This is a genomic window from Dellaglioa sp. CoH-56-MRSF-11, from assembly GCF_056782135.1.
On sequence record NZ_JBXAYE010000003.1, the window covers coordinates 12,916 to 33,200 of the forward strand.

The window sequence follows — 20,285 nt, forward strand, 5'->3', positions numbered from 1 at the left end:
ACAATTCTTATTAATTTAAGAGTTGTTCTTTTTTTTGTGCTTTATTAGCGAACAATTAACGCTTACATTTTAATAACGTCCGCAAACCATTGTATGGGTAAATAGACTGTGTTAATATTGTCATACAATAAAAAATACTGATCACCTATATAATGTCATGATATGGATGCTAGTTTCTACCCGGAGCCGTAAATTCCGGACTATATGTGAGTTAAAGCAAGCATGTATTAGGCATGAAATCCATAGAAAATCCGACTTATTAGTGTGAAAGATAATGTGGAGGATCAAATGAAGAATAGCACGGAATTAGAAAATAGTAGTTTGGATGAATCTAATTTATCAAATTTTAGAGCAGCAATATTAGGATTACAGCATTTATTAGCCATGTATTCAGGCGACATTTTGGTACCATTATTAGTTGGGGCTGCACTTGGGTTTAGTACAAAACAAATTACTTATTTAGTTTCGATGGATATTTTCATGTGTGGGATTGCAACATTATTACAATTGAAACGCACACGTTTTACTGGCATTGGTTTACCTGTAGTACTTGGGTGCGCGATTGAATACGTTGCACCATTGACTGCAGTAGGAAAACATTTTGGATTAGGAACAATGTATGGATCAATTATTGCTGCTGGTATTTTTATATTTCTAATTTCGGGATTCTTTGCAAACATTAGAAAATTCTTCCCACCAGTAGTGACAGGATCATTAATTACGTTAATCGGATTAACGTTAATTCCAGTTGCCTTTACCAACATGGGCGGTGGGGATGTGACAGCCAAATCATTTGGTAGTATCCCTAACTTAATAGTTGCAGGTGTAACCATTGCCGTTATTTTAGGCTTGAACATTTGGGGCCGCGGATTCATTCAACAAGTGGGTATCTTAATTGGTATTTTAGTTGGTGTGGTCGTTGCCTCATTTATGGGAAAAGTAACATTAGACCCAGTTAGCCAAGCTAATTGGTTTCAATTACCCCATGTTTTTATGTTTGCTGCCCCTAAATTTGAATGGTCATCAATTGTGACTATGATATTAGCAGCGTTAACAACTATGATTGAATCAACTGGTGTATTTTTTGCGCTGGGAGATATCGTTGGTCGTCCAATCAGAAAAGATGATTTAAAAAAAGGGTACCGTGCTGAAGGTATCGCAGCTGTTTTAGGTGGTATCTTTAATACGTTCCCATACTCGACATTTTCACAAAATGTTGGAATTGTGCAACTATCAGGAATTAAAACGAAGAAACCTGTTTATTTTTCAGCGTTCTTTTTAATTGCTTTAGGGTTACTTCCTAAAATTGGTGCAGCAGCAACTGTCATTCCAGCAGCCGTTTTAGGTGGTGCTATGTTAGTTATGTTCGGTATGGTTGGTGCACAAGGTATTAAAATGTTGCGCGAAGTTGAAGGTAGTAATAGTAATTTATTAATTATCGGTATTTCGGTCAGCTTAGGACTTGGTGTAACAGTACAACCAGCATTACTCCAAGCATTACCCTTAACAATCCAGACCATTTTTGGTAATGGACTTGTTGTCGGTAGTCTGTCGGCTGTTATCTTAAATATTCTATTCAATTATGGTCATTTGAATGACGCAATCGAAGATTAAAGTAAAAGCTAAGCAAATTTGCTTAGCTTTTTTATTTATATGAAGAAAGATAACGCAATAGTAATATAAACGCCAAACGTTATATGTGGGACAAATGGGAAAAATTGATATCGACTCTGTTTTACAGTAAAAAAGTAGATAAGTGAGCTGATACAAGCAAAAAGAGTGGCAATCAAACAAAAATGAACACCAAATGTTAGTTGAATGATAATCAGTAAAATAAAATCGCCAAGGCCGAGCTTTTGTTGAAAACATAAGACAAATAGAAACAGACTGAATAAGCTAATTGCTATTAGTGAGTCTGGAAACCCAAATAACAGATAATGCCACAGGATGAATAGTATTCCACCACCGATAGTTAAGCGACCAGAAATCAGTCGGTTAGTGAAATCCATAGCTGATAGAAAAGTTAAATAAAATAAGAACGTTATAAGTAATAGAAATTCAAAAAGAGATAGTTGAGTGAAAGATAAGGGCAACATGGCGGCCAAACTACATTCAAAAATAAATGAATAGGCTGGGAATTCTCCCTTGCAGAATCGACAGTGTCCGTGTAATCTAAGATAAGCGTAGATAGGAATTAGATCAAACCAAGGTATTTTTGTACCACAATAGTCGCAGATTGATCTTTTGTTGAATTGATTCTGATTCAATGCACAGCGTGTGGCAATGCAGGTGATGAATGAACCTAGGCAAGCACCTAGTAAAAATAAATAACTAATTAACATAATTTAAATCCTCCTATTAAAAAATACGCTTTTTAGTGTAAATACCATTGACGTATATTAAATACCGTGATATTCTGTGTAAGGTGCTTTTTGTGAACAGTTAATTCATCTACATAGTTGAGATTCTGTATAACAGCAGCGCATTATAAGACAGACGTCTAGGACGTTATTTTTTATTATTAAAAAATGAACCACCTGGATGTGTGGACTTAAAAAACAATTAACCTATAATAAGGAAGGAGGAAACTTTAGATGCCAACAATTAATCAATTAGTTCGTAAAGGTCGTAATTCTAAAGGTTCAAAATCTGGTGCACCCGCATTAAACTTCGGGTATAACAGTTACAAAAAAGTTCAAACAGATAATCCTGCACCACAAAAACGTGGGGTTGCTACTCGTGTCGGAACAATGACACCTAAAAAGCCTAACTCTGCTTTACGTAAATATGCGCGTGTGCGTTTATCTAACTTACTTGAAGTTACAGCTTACATTCCTGGTATTGGACATAACTTGCAAGAACATAGTGTTGTTCTTATTCGTGGTGGCCGTGTAAAAGATTTACCTGGGGTACGTTACCATGTTATCCGTGGTGCTCTTGATACAGCCGGTGTTGCTGATCGTAAACAAAGTCGTTCAAAATACGGCGCAAAGAGACCTAAATAAGAATAAAGTTATTCTAATAAAAATAGAATCTAAGGAGGTTATTTAGATGCCAAGAAAAGGCCCAGCTCCAAAACGAGAAGTATTGCCTGATCCAATTTACAATTCTAAATTAGTAACACGTTTAATCAACCGTTTAATGTTAGATGGTCGTCGTGGTACTGCATCAAAGATCTTGTATGATGCATTCGAAATGATTAAAGAACAAACAGGAAACGAACCTAATGAAGTTTTTGATGAAGCTATGAAAAACATCATGCCTGTACTTGAAGTTAAAGCTCGCCGTGTCGGTGGTTCTAACTACCAAGTGCCAATTGAAGTTCGCCCTGATCGTCGTTCAACTTTAGGTTTACGTTGGTTAGTAAGTTACGCACGTTTACGTGGGGAACATACTATGCCAGAACGTTTAGCTAAAGAAATCATGGATGCAGCAAACAATACTGGTGCATCAGTTAAGAAACGTGAAGATACACATAAAATGGCTGACGCTAATAAAGCATTCGCACATTACCGCTGGTAATTTTATAAAAGAATGGCTATTATATGATTTTGATAATCGATATAGTAGTCATTTTTTTGAATCTATTTTAGAATCGAAAGGAGATACTACAAAATGGCAAATAAACGCGAATTCCCACTAGAAAAAACGCGTAATATCGGGATTGTTGCTCATATCGATGCTGGTAAGACAACAACTACTGAACGTATTTTATACTATACTGGTAAAATTCATAAAATTGGTGAAACTCATGAAGGAGCTTCACAAATGGATTGGATGGAACAAGAACAAGAACGTGGTATCACAATCACATCAGCTGCAACAACTGCTGAATGGAAAGAACATCGTATTAATATCATCGATACTCCAGGACATGTGGATTTCACTATTGAAGTTGAACGTTCACTTCGTGTCTTAGATGGAGCCGTTGTTGTTTTAGATGGTCAATCTGGTGTTGAACCACAAACTGAAAACGTTTGGCGTCAAGCTACAACATATTCAGTTCCTCGTATCGTTTTCATCAATAAGATGGATAAAATGGGTGCTAATTTTGATTACTCAGTAGGCACAATCAAAGATCGTCTTCAAGTAAATGCTGTTCCTATCCAAATGCCAATTGGTGCTGAAGATGATTTTGAAGGTGTTATTGATTTAATCGAAATGAAAGCCGATTTATATGATAACGAAGATTTAGGTGCTACATGGGAAAGTATTGACGTTCCTGAAGAATATTTAGAAGAAGCTACAAAACGTCGCGAAGCTTTAGTTGAAGCCGTTGCTGATGTTGATGAAAAGCTTATGGAAAAATATCTTGATGGTGTGGAAATTACTAAAGATGAAATCAAAGCTGCTATCCGTAAAGCAACATTAAATCTTGAAATGTACCCAGTTCTTGCTGGTTCAGCATTTAAAAACAAGGGTGTTCAAATGATGTTGGATGCTGTTAATGATTTCTTACCATCTCCTTTAGATGTTAAACCTTATAACGCAGTAGATCCTAAAACAGATGAAGAAGTTGAAATCACAGCCGGTGATGACAAAGATTTCGCTGCTTTAGCATTTAAAATTGCAACGGATCCCTTCGTTGGTCGTTTAACATTCTTCCGTGTTTACTCAGGTACATTACAAGCTGGTTCTTATGTCTTGAACTCTACTAAAGACACGCGTGAACGTGTTGGTCGTATCCTTCAAATGCATTCAAATCACCGTAATGAAATTCCTGAAGTATTCTCTGGTGATATTGCTGCTGCTATTGGTTTGAAAAATACGACAACTGGTGATTCATTAACGGATGAAAAACATCCATTAATCCTTGAATCAATGGAATTCCCTGAACCAGTTATCCAAGTATCTATCGAACCAAAAACAAAAGCTGATCAAGATAAGATGGATATCGGTTTACAAAAACTAGCAGAAGAAGATCCTTCATTCAAGGCTGAAACTAACCCTGAAACTGGTGAAACTTTAATCGCTGGGATGGGTGAATTGCATTTGGATATCATCGTTGATCGTATGAGACGTGAATTTAACGTTGAAGCTACTGTTGGTGAACCACAAGTTGCCTACCGTGAAACATTTACAAAAACTGTTTCTGCACAAGGTAAATTCGTTCGTCAATCTGGTGGTAAAGGTCAATATGGTGATGTTACAGTTGAATTCTCACCTAATGAAGAGGGTGGCGGTTTCGCATTCGAAGACGCTATCGTCGGTGGGGTTGTTCCTCGTGAATATATTCCTTCAGTTGAACAAGGTTTGAGAGAAGCTATGCAAAATGGTGTTCTTGCAGGCTACCCACTTATTGATGTTAAAGCTAAGTTATATGATGGATCATATCATGATGTCGATTCTAACGAATCAGCATTTAAGGTAGCTGCCTCAATGGCATTGAGAAAAGCTGCTAAGAGTGCTGGTGCTGTTATTCTTGAACCAATGATGAAAGTTGAAGTTGTCGCTCCTGAAGATTACTTAGGTGATGTTATGGGACATGTAACTGCTCGTCGTGGACGTGTTGAAGGTATGGAAGCTCGCGGAAATGCACAAGTTGTTAACGCAATGGTTCCTCTTTCAGGTATGTTCGGTTACGCAACTACTTTACGTTCTTCTACACAAGGACGTGGTACATTCACAATGACATTTGATCATTACGAAGCTGTACCAAAATCAATCCAAGAAGAAATTATGAAGAAAAACGGAACAGCTACTGATTAATTAGTTGGTCTGAATTATAAAAGAAGTTATCACTTGTTGATAGCTTCTTTTTTTGTGGTAAAATAACATTTGGAAAATAAAAAAAGTTTTAAAAATGTTAATTATGATTATATAATGAGAAACTTTGAAAAAAAATAAGAAAGCACTTGCCATAAGGCTTTATCTCTAGTAGTATAGATAAGTACCCAAAAACAGATGGCGTATTACGCCCTGCGATAGGGTTTCATAGAATGAGCTAAGATGTGAAAGATTGCGACACGCCCGGCAGCTTTGCCACGCAAGGTGTGTCGGTCACTTACACGGAGCTAGTCTTATTTTTAAAATAGACGAAGGAGGGAACAAAATGGCAAAACAAAAAATTCGTATTCGCTTAAAAGCTTACGAACACCGTATTTTAGACCAATCTGCTGACAAGATTGTTGAAACTGCAAAAAGAACAGGGGCAACAATTTCTGGACCAATTCCATTGCCAACAGAACGTACATTATACACAGTTTTACGTTCACCACATAAGCATAAAGATTCACGTGAACAATTCGAAATGCTTACACATAAACGTTTGATTGATATCGTTAACCCAACACCTAAGACAGTTGATTCATTGATGAAACTTGACTTACCTAGTGGCGTTGATATTGAAATCAAATTATAAAACAGAGTTACAAAAATAAAAATACAAACATATTGGAGGTGTACTCATGACTACAAAAGGAATCTTAGGAAAAAAAGTAGGTATGACACAAGTTTTTACTGAAAATGGTGAATTGGTACCAGTTACAGTGATTGAATCTACGCCAAACGTTGTTTTACAATTGAAAACAATTGAAAACGATGGTTACGAAGCAATTCAATTAGGTTACCAAGACATGCGCGAAGTATTAACAAACAAACCTGCTAAAGGTCATGCAGCAAAAGCAAATACTACTCCTAAGCGCTTCGTTCGTGAAATTAACGATGTTGAGCTTGGAGAATATAACGTAGGTGACGAAATTAAAGTTGATACATTCTCAGCTGGCGATATCGTTAACGTTACGGGTACGTCTAAGGGACATGGTTTCCAAGGAAATATCAAACGTTGGGGACAATCACGAGGTCCTATGACTCATGGTTCTCGTTATCATCGTCGTCCTGGTTCAATGGGTGCCGTTATTAACCGTGTATTCAAAGGTAAGAGATTACCAGGTCGCATGGGTGGCAAACGCGTAACTGTCCAAAACTTGGAAATTATTCGTGTTGACGTTGATAGTAATGTTATCTTGATTAAAGGTAACGTACCAGGCGCAAACAAAACATTAGTTACAATTAAAAACGTCACAAAAGACGCTAAATAACAGGAAGGAGGAATTTCAAAATGCCAACAGTCGCATTATTAAAACAAGATGGTACTAAAAATGGTGAAGTTGAATTAAACGACGCTATTTTTGGAATCGAACCTAACGACAATGTCATTTTTGACGCCGTAATCATGCAACGTGCATCATTACGTCAAGGAACTCATTCAGTTAAAAACAAAAGTGCAGTTTCAGGTGGTGGTAGAAAACCATGGCGCCAAAAAGGTACAGGTCGTGCTCGTCAAGGATCTATCCGTAGCCCACAATGGCGTGGTGGTGGTGTCGTATTTGGCCCTACTCCTCGTTCATACAGTTACAAATTACCTAAAAAAGTTCGCCGTTTAGCTCTTAAATCAGTACTTTCACAAAAAGTATTGGATAACAGCGTGGTTATGGTCGATGCACTTAGCTTCGAACAACCAAAGACAAAAACTTTCAAAGAAGTTTTAAGTAACTTAGATATCAACAAAAAAGTATTAATAGTTCTTGAACCTGGCAATGATTTCGTTGCTTTAGCAGCTCGTAACTTACAAAATGTTACAGTAGTAGAAGCTAAAGGTGTTAACGTTCTTGACGTTATCAACAATGATAAATTAGTCATGACTCAAGCAGCTCTTTCTCAAGTAGAGGAGGCTCTTTCATAATGGAATCAAGAGATATTATCTTACGCCCAGTCATCACCGAAGCAGCAATGGATAGAATGGCTAACAAAGTTTACACATTCGACGTTGATACTCGTGCAACTAAAATTGAAGTCAAAAAAGCTATTGAAGATATTTTTGGCGTTAAAGTTGTAAAAGTAAATATCATGAATGTTAAAGGTAAGTTAAAACGTCAAGGTCGCTATGCTGGTTATACTAAAAAACGCCGTAAAGCAATTGTTACTTTAACTGCCGACTCAAAAGAAATCCAATTATTCGAAGAATAATCTAAAATTTTGTAAACTAGGAGGAAAACAACGTGGGAATTAAAAAATTCAAACCAACCACTAACGGTCGTCGTAATATGACTGGTTCTGATTTCTCAGAAATTACTAAATCAACTCCTGAAAAATCATTACTAGAATCAAAAAGCAGAACTGCCGGCCGTAATAACTATGGTCGCATTACTGTTCGTCACCGTGGTGGTGGTCATAAACGTCAATACCGTTTGATCGATTTCAAGCGTGTTAAAGACAATGTAACAGCAACTGTTAAAGCAATTGAATATGATCCAAACCGTTCAGCTAATATTGCATTATTACAATATACTGATGGTATCAAATCATACATCATTGCTCCTAAAGGATTAGAAGTTGGCATGATGGTTCAATCTGGTAAAGAAGCAGATATCAAGGTTGGTAACGCATTAGCTCTTCAAGATATCCCAGTTGGTACAATTATTCATAATGTCGAATTAAAACCAGGTAAGGGTGGACAACTTGCTCGTTCAGCCGGTGCTTCTGCACAATTACTTGGTAAAGAAGGTAAATACGTCCTTGTTCGTTTGACATCAGGCGAAGTTCGCATGATCTTATCAACATGTCGCGCATCTATCGGTGCTGTTGGTAACGAACAACATGAATTAATCAAAATTGGTAAAGCTGGTCGTGCTCGTTGGGCTGGTAAACGTCCTACAGTTCGTGGATCAGTTATGAATCCTAACGATCATCCTCATGGTGGTGGTGAAGGTAAAGCTCCAATTGGTCGTCCATCACCTATGTCTCCTTGGGGTCAAAAGACGATGGGTTACAAAACACGTTCAAAGAAAAACCAATCAGACAAATTTATCGTACGTGGACGCAACAAGAAATAATTTACTTGTTGCTTAAGCTATATTCCGGAAGGAGGATTCACATTGAGTCGTAGTCTAAAAAAAGGACCATTCGTCGATGAACATTTGATGAAAAAGGTCGAAGCACAAACTGATCAAGAAAAGAAAACAGTTATCAAAACATGGTCACGTCGTTCAACAATCTTCCCTAACTTCATTGGTCTAACTATCGCTGTATATGATGGACGTAAACACGTTCCAGTTTTTATGCAAGAAGATATGGTTGGTCATAAGTTGGGTGAATTTGTTCCAACACGTACTTTCCGTGGTCACGGATCTGACGATAAGAAAACTACAGTTAAATAAAGGAGGTTATACACATGGCTGAACAAGTAACATCAGCAAAAGCAACCGCCAAAACTGTTCGTATTCCAGCGCGTAAAGCTCGCTTGGTAATCGATCTTATCAGAGGTAAAAGTGTTGCTGAAGCTATCGGTATTTTGAGATTTACTCCCAGAGCCGGAAGCCCAATCATTGAAAAAGTTTTACTTTCTGCTGTAGCTAATGCAGAAAATAATTTTGATTTAGATGGTGAAAACTTAGTTATTACTGATATTTTTGCTAACGAAGGACCAACTTTAAAACGTTTCCGTCCTCGTGCTAAAGGATCAGCTTCACCAATTAACAAACGTACGAGTCACATTACAGTAGTTGTATCTGAAACTACAAAATAAGGAGGGATAACGCGTGGGTCAAAAAATAAATCCAACGGGATTACGTGTAGGTATCATTCGTGATTGGGATTCAAAATGGTATGCAGAAAAAGATTTTGCAAACTACCTTCATGAAGATTTACACATCCGTAAATACATTCAAGAAAAATTAACCGACGCTTCTGTCTCTATCGTTGAAATCGAACGCGCTGCAAAACGTGTTAACGTTTCAATCCATACTGCTAAACCTGGTATGGTTATCGGTAAAGGTGGAGCTGAAGTTGAAAAACTTCGTAAAGAATTAAATGATTTAACAGGTAAACGTGTGCATATCAACATTGTTGAAATCAAACGTCCTGATTTAGATGCTCAATTAGTCGGCGAAAACGTTGCGGAACAATTAGAAAACCGTGTCGCATTCCGTCGTGCTGTTAAACAAGCTATGCAACGTACAATGCGCTCTGGTGCTAAAGGTATCAAAGTTCAAGTTGCTGGCCGTCTTAACGGAGCTGATATGTCTCGTGTTGAAAGCTACTCAGATGGTACAGTTCCATTACATACCTTAAGAGCAGATATTGACTACGCTTGGGTTGAAGCAATGACTACTTACGGTAAATTAGGCGTTAAAGTCTGGATCTACCGTGGTGAAATCTTACCAGCTAAGAAAAACGCTGTGAAAGGAGGGAAATAACCTATGTTAGTACCTAAACGTACAAAATTCCGTCGTGAATTCCGTGGTAAAATGCGTGGGGAAGCTAAAGGTGGCAAAGAAGTCGCTTTTGGAGAATTCGGTTTACAGGCTCTTGAATCATCATGGATCACTAACCGTCAAATCGAAGCTTCTCGTGTCGCTATTAACCGTCATATGAAACGTGGTGGGAAAGTATGGATTAAAATTTTCCCTCATAAATCATATACTGCAAAAGCAATTGGTGTTCGAATGGGTTCTGGTAAAGGTGCTCCTGAAGGATGGGTAGCTCCAGTTAAACGTGGAAAGATCATGTTTGAAGTTGCCGGTGTTCCCGAAGAAGTTGCTCGCGAAGCTTTACGCTTAGCATCAAACAAACTTCCAGTGAGAACTAAAATTGTAAAACGTGAGGAAGTAGGTGGCGAATCACATGAAGGCTAAGGAAATTAATGAATTAACCACTGCTGAAATGATTACCAAAGAACAAGAATTTAAAGATGAATTGTTTAACTTACGCTTCCAATTAGCTACCGGTCAATTAGAAAATACCGCACGCTTAAGTGAAGTACGTAAAACAATTGCTCGTATTAAAACGGCATTACGCCAACAAGAATTAAACAAGTAGATTACGAAAGGGAGGCCATTTACGCATGAGTGAAACTCGTAACCAACGTAAAGTCTATCAAGGACGCGTTGTATCCGACAAAATGGATAAAACGATTAGTGTTCTTATCGAAACATACAAGACACACAAAACCTACGGTAAACGTGTGACTTATTCTAAAAAATTCTATGCACATGATGAAAATAACGAAGCAAAAATCGGCGATATCGTTCAAATTATGGAAACTCGTCCGTTGTCAGCAACTAAGAGATTCCGTTTATTAGATATCGTTGAAAAAGCAGTTATTGCTTAAGCATAATTGCCATTCGTATTTCTAATTTGCTATCGAAAGGAGGACACTTACTGTGATACAAACAGAAAGTCGTTTAAAAATTGCCGACAATTCAGGCGCAAAAGAAATCTTAACTATTAAAGTTTTAGGTGGATCAAAGCGTAAAACTGCTAATATCGGTGACGTTATTGTTGCTACTGTTAAACATGCAACACCAGGTGGTGTTGTCAAAAAAGGTGAAGTTGTTAAAGCTGTAATCGTACGTACAAAATCAGGTGCTCATCGCGCTGACGGTTCATACATCAAATTTGATGAAAATGCTGCCGTTATCATCCAAGATGATAAAAGCCCTAAAGGTACACGTATCTTTGGACCTGTTGCACGTGAATTACGTGATAACAATTTCATGAAGATTGTTTCTTTAGCACCCGAAGTATTATAAGAAATCCATCGGAAAACAAGGAGGTGCGCTAAATGTTCGTCAAAACTGGTGATAAAGTTCAATTAATTGCAGGTAAAGATAAAGGTAAACAAGGTACTGTTACTAAAGTTTTCCTTAAAGATGACCGTGTGATTGTTGAAGGCATGAATATTGCAAAAAAACATCAAAAACCTAGTAACTCGAATCCACAAGGTGGCATCGTGGATATAGAAGCACCAATTCACGTTTCAAACGTGATGCTTATCGACCCATCTACAAACGAACCAACTCGTGTTGGCTTCAAAGTTGTAGACGGCAAGAAAGTTAGAGTTTCTAAAAAATCAGGTGAAACTGTTAAATAGACCTACTGAAAGGAGGACACTTTCTTCATGACTAACCGTTTAAAAGAAAAGTTCACTAATGAAATTACACCATCTATGATGGAAAAATTTAACTACACATCAATTATGCAAACACCTCAAGTTGATAAAATTGTTATCAACATGGGTGTTGGTGATGCTGTTACTAATGCTAAAAATTTAGATAAAGCTGTTGAAGAATTAGCTTTAATCGCTGGTCAAAAACCTTTGGTTACAAAAGCTAAAAAATCAATTGCTGGCTTCCGTTTACGTGAAGGTATGCCAATCGGTGCTAAAGTTACTTTACGTGGCGAACGCATGTACGATTTCTTAGATAAATTAGTTTCAGTTTCATTACCTCGTGTGCGTGATTTCCGTGGCGTTAGCAAAAAAGCCTTTGATGGCCGTGGTAACTATACTTTAGGTGTTCGCGAACAATTAATTTTCCCAGAAATCGATTTTGATGATGTGGATAAAGTTCGTGGAATGGATATCGTTATTGTTACAACTGCTAATACTGATGAGGAATCAAAAGAATTACTCACACAATTAGGTATGCCGTTTTCTAAATAATAAGGAGGTTACAAAGCTTTGGCTAAAAAATCATTAATTGCAAAGAACAAACGTCCAGCAAAATTCTCTACACAAGCTTATACACGTTGCGAACGTTGTGGTCGCCCACATTCTGTTTATCGTAAATTTAAATTATGCCGTATTTGTCTTCGTGACCTTGCTCACAAAGGCCAAATTCCTGGTATGAAAAAAGCTAGCTGGTAAATCTAAAAGACAAGTTAAAGGAGGGTAAACTCAATGGTCATGACTGATCCGATCGCAGACTTTTTAACTCGTATCCGTAATGCAAACATGGTACGGCATGAGTCTTTAGAAGTGCCTGCTTCAAAAATCAAACGTGATATCGCTGAAATCCTTAAAAATGAAGGTTTCGTACGTGATATCGAATACATCGATGATGACAAACAAGGTATTATCCGTGTATTTTTAAAATTTGGAAAAGACAACGAACGTGTAATCTCTGGTATTAAACGTATCTCAAAACCAGGATTACGTACGTACGTTCAAGCTGATGCAGTTCCTAAAGTATTAAATGGTTTAGGAATCGCAGTTATCTCAACATCAGAAGGTGTGATGACAGATAAAGATGCACGCGCCAAACAAATTGGTGGCGAAGTCTTAGCATACATCTGGTAATCAATTAATTCGTAAGGAGGTGTCACTCGCGTGAGTCGTATAGGTTATAAAGAAATCGTTCTTCCTGCTGGTGTAGAAGTTACACAAGAAGGTCAAATGGTTACAGTAAAAGGCCCCAAAGGTGAATTAACTCGTAAGTTCTCTAGTGCTATTACAATGCATGTTGAAGGTCTTTCAGTTAAATTTACTCGTGAAAGTGACGATAAAAGCACTCGTGCCTTACATGGTACAATGCGTGCCAACGTAAACAACATGGTTCTTGGTGTTACAGAAGGTTTCAAAAAAGAACTTGAGTTGATTGGTGTTGGTTATCGTGCACAATTACAAGGGAAAAAATTAGTATTAAATGTTGGTTATTCACATCCAGTGGATTTTGAAGAACGCGAAAACTTAACTGTTGAAGTTCCTGCAAATACAAGTATTATTATTTCAGGTATCAGTAAACAAGAAGTTGGCGATCTTGCCGCAGAAATTCGTGCCGTTCGTCCTCCAGAACCTTATAAAGGTAAAGGAATTCGTTACGTTGGCGAATATGTTCGTCGTAAAGAAGGTAAAACAGGTAAATAATGCTGCTTAGCATTGCTTACTTTGTTTTTGAATAAAATCAAGAGGTGAAAATTGTGATTACAAAACCAGATAGAAATAAAACACGTTCAAAACGTCATTTACGTGTTCGTGGCAAGATTTCTGGAACTGCAGAGTGCCCACGCTTAAACGTATTCCGTTCTAATAACCACATCTACGCTCAAGTAATTGATGACGTAGCGGGTGTAACGCTAGCAAGTGCCTCAACAATTGATAGTGAAGTAACTGGCGACAGTAAAGTAGCAAAAGCTACTGCTGTTGGCGCATTAGTTGCTAAACGTGCTAATGACAAAGGTATCAAAGCTGTTGTTTTTGATCGTGGCGGATACTTATACCATGGACGCGTTGCTGCTTTAGCTGAAGCAGCTCGTGAAAATGGATTAGAATTCTAAGAAAGGGAGGAAATAGTTTATGACTTTCATTGATCCAACTCATTTAGATTTAGAAGATCGTGTTGTTGCGATTAACCGTGTTACTAAAGTTGTAAAAGGTGGACGTCGTCTACGTTTTGCTGCATTAGTTATTGTCGGTGATCACAATGGTCATGTAGGCTTCGGTACAGGTAAAGCTCAAGAAGTTCCTGAAGCAATCCGTAAAGCAGTTGAAGATGCTAAAAAGAACTTGATTGAAGTACCTATGGTCGGTACGACACTTCCTCACGAAGTTCTCGGTCAATACAGTGGTGGACGCATTATGCTTAAACCAGCTGTTGAAGGTTCTGGAGTTGCCGCTGGTGGTTCAGTTCGTGCCGTTATGGAACTTGCTGGAGTAGCAGATGTAACAAGTAAATCATTAGGCTCAAATACACCAATCAACGTTGTTCGCGCAACAATGGATGGTTTAAAGAAAATGAAGAGTGCTGAAGAAGTTGCTGCATTACGTGGCGTTTCTATTCAACACTTAGCTGACTAGGAGGACTAAAACATGACAGATTTAAAAATTACATTAAAACGCAGTGTCATCGGACGTCCTCAAAATCAACGCGAAATCGTTAAAGCTTTCGGTTTACACCGTATTAGCAGCTCTGTTATTCGTCCTAATGACGCAGTAACACGAGGCGTTATCGCCAAGATTTCTCATTTAGTGGACGTTGAAGAAGTTAAATAACATCAACATCTTGTTTGCAGTTTAAAATAAGGAGGTGCCAACCCTATGAAATTACATGAATTAAAACCAAGTGAAGGTTCTCGCTCAGTACGTAACCGTGTCGGACGTGGAACATCTTCAGGTAATGGTAAAACTTCTGGACGTGGTCAAAAAGGCCAAAAAGCCCGTAGTAAAGTACGTTTAGGTTTTGAAGGTGGACAAATGCCTTTATTCCGTCGTATGCCAAAACGTGGATTTAATAACTTCAACCGTAAAGAATATGCAGTTGTCAATTTAGATAGCTTAAACAAATTCGAAAACGGTGCTGAAGTAACACCAGCATTACTTGTTGAATCAGGTATTGTTAAGAACGAAAAATCAGGAATTAAAATTTTAGCTTCCGGCGAACTTAACAAGAAATTATCTGTTAAAGCAGGTAAATTCTCAGCTGCTGCTAAAGAAGCTATTGAAGCTGCCGGTGGTCAAACAGAGGTGATCTAATGCTTAAAGTGATGAAAAATGCATTAGCTGTGAAAGAAATCCGTCAAAAGATTTTTTTCACTTTATGCGTTTTAATTGTCTTTCGCTTAGGTACTTTTATAACAGTTCCTGGAATTAACCATGCTGCAATTGCTAGTGCAACAAGTAGTAACTTAGTTAGTCTTCTTAACACTTTTAGTGGTGGTGGATTAACTAATTACTCAATTTTCGCAATGGGGGTTTCACCCTACATTACAGCTCAAATTGTTATTCAATTACTACAAATGGACATTGTTCCTCGTTTTGTAGAATGGAGTAAGCAAGGTGAAGTTGGTCGTCGTAAATTGAATCAAGCTACACGTTACCTAACAATTGTCTTAGCATTTGTTCAATCTGTAGGTATCACCGCAGGGTTAGACTCATTAAGTAGTTTAGGTTTGGTTAACAATCCAAGTACGCAAACATATGTTGTTTTGGGCGTTATTTTAACAGCCGGAACAATGTTTACGACTTGGTTAGGTGATATGATTACTGAACGTGGTATTGGGAATGGTGTTTCCATGTTAATCATGGCAGGTATCGTTTCTCGTATTCCAGGTGGTATTAAACAGATTTTCAATGAACAAATTTTCCAAGCTGATAAAGGTGATCTTTGGGGGGGCATCTTGTTCATAGTTATCTTGCTCGTTATTATTTTTGCAATCGTAACTTTTGTAACATATGTTCAACAAGCTAACTATAAGATTCCAATTCAATACACAAGACGTGTTGCTGGTGCGACAGATAGTTCATATCTGCCACTTAAGGTAAACGTTGCGGGTGTTATCCCCGTTATTTTTGCGAGTTCGTTCATTGCAACACCCCAAACTGTGCTTTTGGCATTCCAAAGCTCACAAGGGGACACGACTTGGTATAAAGTATTAAGTCAAGTTTTCAACATGCAAACAACATACGGAGCCATCCTATATACCGTATTGATTGTCTTGTTCACATTCTTCTACGCTTTCGTACAGGTAAATCCTGAGAAACTCTCAGAGAATTTACAAAAACAAGGAAGTTATATTCCAAGTGTTTGGCCTGGTAAAGCAACAGAAAAATATGTTTCAAAATTATTAATGCGTTTAAGTACTGTTGGTTCATTATTCTTAGGATTTGTTGCTTTAATTCCATTATTAGCATCAAGTTTGTTCGGATTAGATGAATCAGTTGGTTTGGGTGGTACTAGTCTGTTGATTGTCGTTGGGGTTGCTCTTGAAACTATTCGTCAATTAGAGGGTATGATGATGAAACGTAAGTACGTCGGATTCATTAGATAATCGATAAAAAACAAATTTTAAACTGAGAATTAGGTTAGGCTGATGCCTAACCATTTCTCATATTAGGAGGATATTCATGACTAAAATGAACCTGATGTTAATGGGTTTACCTGGTGCAGGTAAGGGAACACAAGCTGAAAAGATTGTCGACGCTTTCCACATCGCTCATATCTCTACGGGAGACATCTTCCGTGCAGCAATGAAAAATGAAACACCAATGGGACTTGAAGCTAAAAAGTATATCGATCGTGGTGACCTTGTTCCTGATGAAGTCACAAATGGCATTGTCAAAGAACGATTAGCTGAAGATGATATTCAAGATGGCTACATGCTTGATGGGTTTCCAAGAAATATGGCACAAGCTGTTGCCTTGGACGAAATCGGTAAGGACCTTGGAAAACCTCTTAACGCAGTCATTGACATTCATGTTGATCCTGAATCTCTAATCGAACGTTTAACTGGTCGTTACATTTGTCGTAATTGTGGAGCTACATATCACAAAATCTTCAACCCCACAAAGGTTGAAGGAACATGTGATCGCTGTGGGCAACATGAATTTTATCAACGTGAAGATGACAAACTTGAAACGGTTAAAAATCGTTTAGAAGTTAACATCAAAATGAATACACCGTTATTAGATTTTTACGAACAACGTCATCTATTGTATACAGTAGATGGTAACCGCGATATTGAAGATGTATTTGCAGATATTGAAACGATTTTAAACAATCTCAAGTAATCTGAGTATTCCGCTGCAAAGTAATTGTGCCGGAGTGGCTAACTTGCATCTGAGATAGCGGTATGATAGAATAATTCCGGTTTATCTTTTCAGGAGGATATTTGTAATAATATCCTGATAAGAACGGGTGAGAGTGTCTAATTCTCGCCATTTTTACATGTAAAGTTAAAACACGATTTTAAGGAGGTACATTTACGTGGCGAAAGAAGAAGTAATTGAGATTGAGGGTACGGTCCGTGAAACGTTACCCAATGCGACTTTTCGAGTTGTACTTGAAAATGATCATGAAATTTTAGCTCATGTCTCTGGTAAAATTCGTAAGAATTATATTCGTATTTTACCTGGTGATAAAGTGACGGTTGAAATGTCTCCTTACGATTTAAGTAAGGGTCGTATTACTTATCGCTTTAAATAGATTGTACTTCAAAAACTTTTAGGAGGTATAATTCAATGAAAGTAAGACCATCAGTAAAACCAATGTGTGAACATTGTAAAGTTATCAAGCGCAAAGGTCGAGTTATGATCATTTGTAGCGCAAATCCAAAACATAAACAACGTCAAGGATAATAAAAATTAGGAGGTGTAATTGTTATGGCTCGTATTGCAGGTATTGATATTCCACGTGATAAAAGAATCGTGGTAGCATTAACTTACATTTATGGAATCGGTAATACAACTGCTGCTAAGATCTTGGTAGAAGCAGAAGTATCAGAAGATATTAGAACTCGTGATTTAACAACTGACCAAGAGGATGCAATCCGTAAAGTTGTTGATCAATTTAAAATTGAAGGTGACTTACGTCGCGAAATCAGTTTAAACATTAAACGTCTCCAAGAAATTGGAACGTACCGAGGCATGCGTCATCGTCGTGGTTTACCAGTTCGTGGACAAAACACGAAAAACAACGCTCGTACACGTAAAGGCCCAGCTACATCAATTGCAGGCCGCAAGAAATAATTACTAGATTAAGGAGGTAATACTATTTATGGCAACTAAGAAAGTTTCTCGCAAACGCCGTGTTAAAAAACATATTGAAGCCGGTGTTGCACATATTCATTCTACTTTTAACAATACACTTGTTATGATTACTGATGTTAACGGTAACGCTGTTGCATGGTCATCAGCTGGTGCATTAGGTTTTAGAGGTAGTCGTAAATCTACACCATTCGCAGCACAAATGGCAGCAGAAGCTGCAGCTAAAGGCTCAATGGAAAATGGTATGAAGACTGTTGAAGTAGCAGTTAAAGGACCTGGTTCTGGCCGTGAAGCCGCAATCCGTGCTTTACAAACTACTGGTCTTGAAGTAACAGCAATTCGCGATGTTACTCCAGTGCCTCATAATGGATGTCGTCCTCCAAAACGCCGTCGTGTTTAACGTGGATTAATATTCATTACGGAGTTGAACTTCATAATGTTTTCACTAGATTACACGTTACGTTTTGAAAGGGGTAAAGATAAGAATGATTGAATTTGAAAAACCAAATATTCATAAGATAGATGAAAGTCCTAACTATGGTAAATTTGTTGTAGAACCACTTGAACGCGGTTATGGTACGACATTAGGTAATTCACTTCGTCGGATTCTATTATCTTCCTTACCAGGCGCATCTATTACTAATATTCAAATTGATGGTGTTTTACATGAGTTTTCAACTATTGAAGGCGTATTGGAAGATGTTACTCAAATTATCTTGAATATTAAGAAAGTTGCTTTGAAGTTAGCTGCTGATGAAGACCAATCCATCGAAATTGATGTGAAAGGTCCCGCAGAGGTTACTGCCGGTGACATCATTGTAAACAGTGATGTTGAAGTATTAAATCCCGACTTGTACATTTGTACAGTCGCAGAAGGTGCATCTTTTCATGTTCGCATGAACGCTAGCAATGGTCGTGGATACGTATCTGCTGATCAAAACAAAGCGGAAGATATGCCAATTGGCGTATTACCAATTGACTCCATTTATACCCCAATCGAACGTGTGAACTACCAAGTAGAAAAAACACGTGTTGGTCAAAAAGATGATTATGACAAATTGACACTTGATGTTTGGACTAATGGTTCAATTACACCAAGCGAAGCCATTAGTTTGTCGGCTAAAATTTTAACTGAGCATTTGACTTTATTTGTTGATTTAACCGATGAAGCTAAAAATGCTGAAATTATGGTTGAAAAAGAAGAAACACATAAAGAAAAAATGCTCGAAATGACGATTGAAGAACTTGATTTATCAGTTCGTTCATACAATTGTTTGAAACGTGCTGGAATCAACACGGTTCAAGAATTAACGAATAAATCCGAAGCTGACATGATGAAAGTCCGTAACTTGGGCCGTAAATCATTGGAAGAAGTTAAAGCTAAATTAGCTGCGCTTGATTTATCATTACGTCATGATGACTAATATTATATAGAGGGAGGGAAACTATTCATGAGTTACCGCAAATTAGGACGTACAAGTTCTCAACGTAAAGCAATGTTACGTGATTTAACAACAAGTCTTATTATCAACGAACGAATTGTGACTACTGAAGCTCGCGCTAAAGAAGTACGCAAATCTGCCGATAAAATGATTTCTTTAGGTAAACGTGGTGATTTAGCTTCACGTCGTCGTGCTGCTGCTTTCGTAAGAAACACAGTTGCTGACGTGAAAGAAGATGGTGACGATGTCACTGTTCAATCAGCATTACAAAAATTATTTTCTGATGTAGCTCCTCGTTACGCTGAACGTAATGGTGGATACACTAGAACTATGAAAACAATGCCTCGTCGTGGCGATGCCGCACAAATGGTTATTATTGAATTAGTATAATTCGTTAACAGATAATTTTTCACTTTGATTGATGATTAAAAACAAACGTTATGATGATGGAGTAATCTTAGTCTAGTTTGAAGGTTCTTCACATTTGTGATTTGCCGGTCATCCTTCATAGTGATTTTTTATTGTCTAATGAGGTCTGAAAAAAGGGTTCTGAACACATTTTAATAATGTGTTCAGAACCCTTT

Annotated in this window: 34 protein-coding genes and 1 riboswitch; of the genes, 33 read left to right on the plus strand and 1 reads right to left on the minus strand. The window is 37.6% G+C overall.

The features are described 5' to 3' along the window. Window positions 1-125 precede the first annotated feature (125 nt). Window positions 126-223: riboswitch (purine riboswitch) on the plus strand. Window positions 224-288: 65 nt separating this feature from the next. Next, the gene (locus tag AC1RPT_RS03750) at window positions 289-1,614 is read left to right on the plus strand and encodes a nucleobase:cation symporter-2 family protein (protein WP_481761618.1); all 1,326 of its coding nucleotides are present in this window, start codon (window positions 289-291) and stop codon (window positions 1,612-1,614) included. A 35-nt stretch (window positions 1,615-1,649) separates the two neighbouring features. Here the strand turns inward: AC1RPT_RS03750 and AC1RPT_RS03755 are convergent, their stop codons facing one another. Continuing rightward, window positions 1,650-2,342 (minus strand): prepilin peptidase, encoded by a 693-nt coding sequence (locus AC1RPT_RS03755; protein ID WP_481761617.1) that lies wholly within the window; start codon window positions 2,340-2,342, stop codon window positions 1,650-1,652. A gap of 252 nt (window positions 2,343-2,594) precedes the next feature. On the opposite strand from AC1RPT_RS03755, the gene rpsL reads away from it, so the two are divergent. The 32 genes from rpsL (at window position 2,595) to rplQ (ending at window position 20,091) form a co-directional block, all read left to right on the plus strand. Next, on the plus strand, window positions 2,595-3,005 hold the full coding sequence (rpsL, locus tag AC1RPT_RS03760) for a 30S ribosomal protein S12 (protein WP_057974646.1): 411 nt from the start codon (window positions 2,595-2,597) through the stop codon (window positions 3,003-3,005). A gap of 46 nt (window positions 3,006-3,051) precedes the next feature. Continuing rightward, the gene (rpsG, locus tag AC1RPT_RS03765; protein WP_057974645.1) at window positions 3,052-3,522 is read left to right on the plus strand and encodes a 30S ribosomal protein S7; all 471 of its coding nucleotides are present in this window, start codon (window positions 3,052-3,054) and stop codon (window positions 3,520-3,522) included. A 93-nt stretch (window positions 3,523-3,615) separates the two neighbouring features. After that, window positions 3,616-5,709 carry an elongation factor G gene (fusA, locus tag AC1RPT_RS03770; RefSeq protein WP_409022017.1) on the plus strand — a complete coding sequence of 698 codons (2,094 nt, stop codon included), beginning with the start codon at window positions 3,616-3,618 and terminating at the stop codon, window positions 5,707-5,709. A 343-nt stretch (window positions 5,710-6,052) separates the two neighbouring features. Next, window positions 6,053-6,361, plus strand: coding sequence for a 30S ribosomal protein S10 (rpsJ, locus tag AC1RPT_RS03775; RefSeq protein ID WP_057974643.1), 309 nt, complete (start codon window positions 6,053-6,055; stop codon window positions 6,359-6,361). Window positions 6,362-6,407: 46 nt separating this feature from the next. Next, the gene (gene rplC / locus AC1RPT_RS03780; RefSeq protein ID WP_481761616.1) at window positions 6,408-7,040 is read left to right on the plus strand and encodes a 50S ribosomal protein L3; all 633 of its coding nucleotides are present in this window, start codon (window positions 6,408-6,410) and stop codon (window positions 7,038-7,040) included. A 20-nt stretch (window positions 7,041-7,060) separates the two neighbouring features. Beyond that, window positions 7,061-7,684 (plus strand): 50S ribosomal protein L4, encoded by a 624-nt coding sequence (gene rplD, locus AC1RPT_RS03785; RefSeq protein ID WP_409022019.1) that lies wholly within the window; start codon window positions 7,061-7,063, stop codon window positions 7,682-7,684. Continuing rightward, window positions 7,684-7,968: a 50S ribosomal protein L23 gene (rplW, locus tag AC1RPT_RS03790; RefSeq protein WP_409022020.1), complete on the plus strand. Its 285-nt coding sequence runs from the start codon at window positions 7,684-7,686 to the stop codon at window positions 7,966-7,968. Before rplD ends, rplW begins: the two co-directional genes overlap by 1 nt. A gap of 32 nt (window positions 7,969-8,000) precedes the next feature. Further along, complete coding sequence (rplB, locus tag AC1RPT_RS03795) at window positions 8,001-8,834, plus strand: 50S ribosomal protein L2 (protein ID WP_409022021.1); 834 nt, start codon at window positions 8,001-8,003, stop codon at window positions 8,832-8,834. A 42-nt stretch (window positions 8,835-8,876) separates the two neighbouring features. Continuing rightward, a complete protein-coding gene (gene rpsS / locus AC1RPT_RS03800) occupies window positions 8,877-9,158 on the plus strand; it encodes a 30S ribosomal protein S19 (protein ID WP_057974638.1) in 282 nt (93 codons plus the stop codon). A gap of 14 nt (window positions 9,159-9,172) precedes the next feature. After that, window positions 9,173-9,526, plus strand: coding sequence for a 50S ribosomal protein L22 (gene rplV / locus AC1RPT_RS03805; protein ID WP_409022022.1), 354 nt, complete (start codon window positions 9,173-9,175; stop codon window positions 9,524-9,526). Window positions 9,527-9,539: 13 nt separating this feature from the next. After that, window positions 9,540-10,196 carry a 30S ribosomal protein S3 gene (gene rpsC, locus AC1RPT_RS03810; RefSeq protein ID WP_057974636.1) on the plus strand — a complete coding sequence of 219 codons (657 nt, stop codon included), beginning with the start codon at window positions 9,540-9,542 and terminating at the stop codon, window positions 10,194-10,196. Between the two features lie 3 nt (window positions 10,197-10,199). Continuing rightward, complete coding sequence (rplP, locus tag AC1RPT_RS03815; RefSeq protein ID WP_057974635.1) at window positions 10,200-10,634, plus strand: 50S ribosomal protein L16; 435 nt, start codon at window positions 10,200-10,202, stop codon at window positions 10,632-10,634. Further along, on the plus strand, window positions 10,624-10,818 hold the full coding sequence (rpmC, locus tag AC1RPT_RS03820; protein WP_057974634.1) for a 50S ribosomal protein L29: 195 nt from the start codon (window positions 10,624-10,626) through the stop codon (window positions 10,816-10,818). Before rplP ends, rpmC begins: the two co-directional genes overlap by 11 nt. A gap of 25 nt (window positions 10,819-10,843) precedes the next feature. Next, the gene (rpsQ, locus tag AC1RPT_RS03825) at window positions 10,844-11,110 is read left to right on the plus strand and encodes a 30S ribosomal protein S17 (protein WP_057974633.1); all 267 of its coding nucleotides are present in this window, start codon (window positions 10,844-10,846) and stop codon (window positions 11,108-11,110) included. A gap of 52 nt (window positions 11,111-11,162) precedes the next feature. Continuing rightward, window positions 11,163-11,531, plus strand: coding sequence for a 50S ribosomal protein L14 (rplN, locus tag AC1RPT_RS03830; RefSeq protein ID WP_409022023.1), 369 nt, complete (start codon window positions 11,163-11,165; stop codon window positions 11,529-11,531). Window positions 11,532-11,563: 32 nt separating this feature from the next. Continuing rightward, the gene (gene rplX / locus AC1RPT_RS03835) at window positions 11,564-11,872 is read left to right on the plus strand and encodes a 50S ribosomal protein L24 (protein ID WP_409022024.1); all 309 of its coding nucleotides are present in this window, start codon (window positions 11,564-11,566) and stop codon (window positions 11,870-11,872) included. A gap of 27 nt (window positions 11,873-11,899) precedes the next feature. After that, window positions 11,900-12,442, plus strand: coding sequence for a 50S ribosomal protein L5 (gene rplE / locus AC1RPT_RS03840; protein WP_409022025.1), 543 nt, complete (start codon window positions 11,900-11,902; stop codon window positions 12,440-12,442). An 18-nt stretch (window positions 12,443-12,460) separates the two neighbouring features. Then, entirely contained in the window at window positions 12,461-12,646 is a 186-nt protein-coding gene (locus tag AC1RPT_RS03845) for a type Z 30S ribosomal protein S14 (protein WP_057974629.1), read from the plus strand. A 33-nt stretch (window positions 12,647-12,679) separates the two neighbouring features. Further along, window positions 12,680-13,078, plus strand: a complete 399-nt coding sequence (gene rpsH, locus AC1RPT_RS03850; protein ID WP_057974628.1) for a 30S ribosomal protein S8 — start codon at window positions 12,680-12,682, stop codon at window positions 13,076-13,078. 30 nt (window positions 13,079-13,108) lie between these two features. Further along, a complete protein-coding gene (gene rplF / locus AC1RPT_RS03855; RefSeq protein WP_481761615.1) occupies window positions 13,109-13,645 on the plus strand; it encodes a 50S ribosomal protein L6 in 537 nt (178 codons plus the stop codon). Window positions 13,646-13,698: 53 nt separating this feature from the next. Beyond that, complete coding sequence (rplR, locus tag AC1RPT_RS03860; protein WP_462298812.1) at window positions 13,699-14,055, plus strand: 50S ribosomal protein L18; 357 nt, start codon at window positions 13,699-13,701, stop codon at window positions 14,053-14,055. A gap of 19 nt (window positions 14,056-14,074) precedes the next feature. Then, entirely contained in the window at window positions 14,075-14,575 is a 501-nt protein-coding gene (gene rpsE, locus AC1RPT_RS03865; RefSeq protein ID WP_409022028.1) for a 30S ribosomal protein S5, read from the plus strand. Between the two features lie 12 nt (window positions 14,576-14,587). Next, window positions 14,588-14,770, plus strand: coding sequence for a 50S ribosomal protein L30 (rpmD, locus tag AC1RPT_RS03870; RefSeq protein ID WP_057974624.1), 183 nt, complete (start codon window positions 14,588-14,590; stop codon window positions 14,768-14,770). Window positions 14,771-14,815: 45 nt separating this feature from the next. Continuing rightward, window positions 14,816-15,250 (plus strand): 50S ribosomal protein L15, encoded by a 435-nt coding sequence (gene rplO, locus AC1RPT_RS03875; RefSeq protein WP_409022029.1) that lies wholly within the window; start codon window positions 14,816-14,818, stop codon window positions 15,248-15,250. Continuing rightward, complete coding sequence (secY, locus tag AC1RPT_RS03880) at window positions 15,250-16,545, plus strand: preprotein translocase subunit SecY (RefSeq protein ID WP_409022030.1); 1,296 nt, start codon at window positions 15,250-15,252, stop codon at window positions 16,543-16,545. Before rplO ends, secY begins: the two co-directional genes overlap by 1 nt. Before the next feature lie 76 nt (window positions 16,546-16,621). Then, the gene (locus AC1RPT_RS03885; protein WP_481761614.1) at window positions 16,622-17,284 is read left to right on the plus strand and encodes an adenylate kinase; all 663 of its coding nucleotides are present in this window, start codon (window positions 16,622-16,624) and stop codon (window positions 17,282-17,284) included. Between the two features lie 196 nt (window positions 17,285-17,480). Continuing rightward, entirely contained in the window at window positions 17,481-17,699 is a 219-nt protein-coding gene (gene infA, locus AC1RPT_RS03890; protein WP_057974621.1) for a translation initiation factor IF-1, read from the plus strand. Between the two features lie 35 nt (window positions 17,700-17,734). Then, a complete protein-coding gene (rpmJ, locus tag AC1RPT_RS03895) occupies window positions 17,735-17,851 on the plus strand; it encodes a 50S ribosomal protein L36 (RefSeq protein ID WP_057756760.1) in 117 nt (38 codons plus the stop codon). 24 nt (window positions 17,852-17,875) lie between these two features. Then, the gene (gene rpsM / locus AC1RPT_RS03900; protein WP_057974620.1) at window positions 17,876-18,241 is read left to right on the plus strand and encodes a 30S ribosomal protein S13; all 366 of its coding nucleotides are present in this window, start codon (window positions 17,876-17,878) and stop codon (window positions 18,239-18,241) included. Window positions 18,242-18,269: 28 nt separating this feature from the next. Continuing rightward, the gene (rpsK, locus tag AC1RPT_RS03905) at window positions 18,270-18,659 is read left to right on the plus strand and encodes a 30S ribosomal protein S11 (protein WP_057974619.1); all 390 of its coding nucleotides are present in this window, start codon (window positions 18,270-18,272) and stop codon (window positions 18,657-18,659) included. Window positions 18,660-18,744: 85 nt separating this feature from the next. Continuing rightward, the gene (locus AC1RPT_RS03910; RefSeq protein WP_409022032.1) at window positions 18,745-19,683 is read left to right on the plus strand and encodes a DNA-directed RNA polymerase subunit alpha; all 939 of its coding nucleotides are present in this window, start codon (window positions 18,745-18,747) and stop codon (window positions 19,681-19,683) included. A gap of 27 nt (window positions 19,684-19,710) precedes the next feature. Further along, entirely contained in the window at window positions 19,711-20,091 is a 381-nt protein-coding gene (rplQ, locus tag AC1RPT_RS03915; protein WP_057974617.1) for a 50S ribosomal protein L17, read from the plus strand. The last annotated feature ends 194 nt before the right edge of the window (window positions 20,092-20,285 follow it).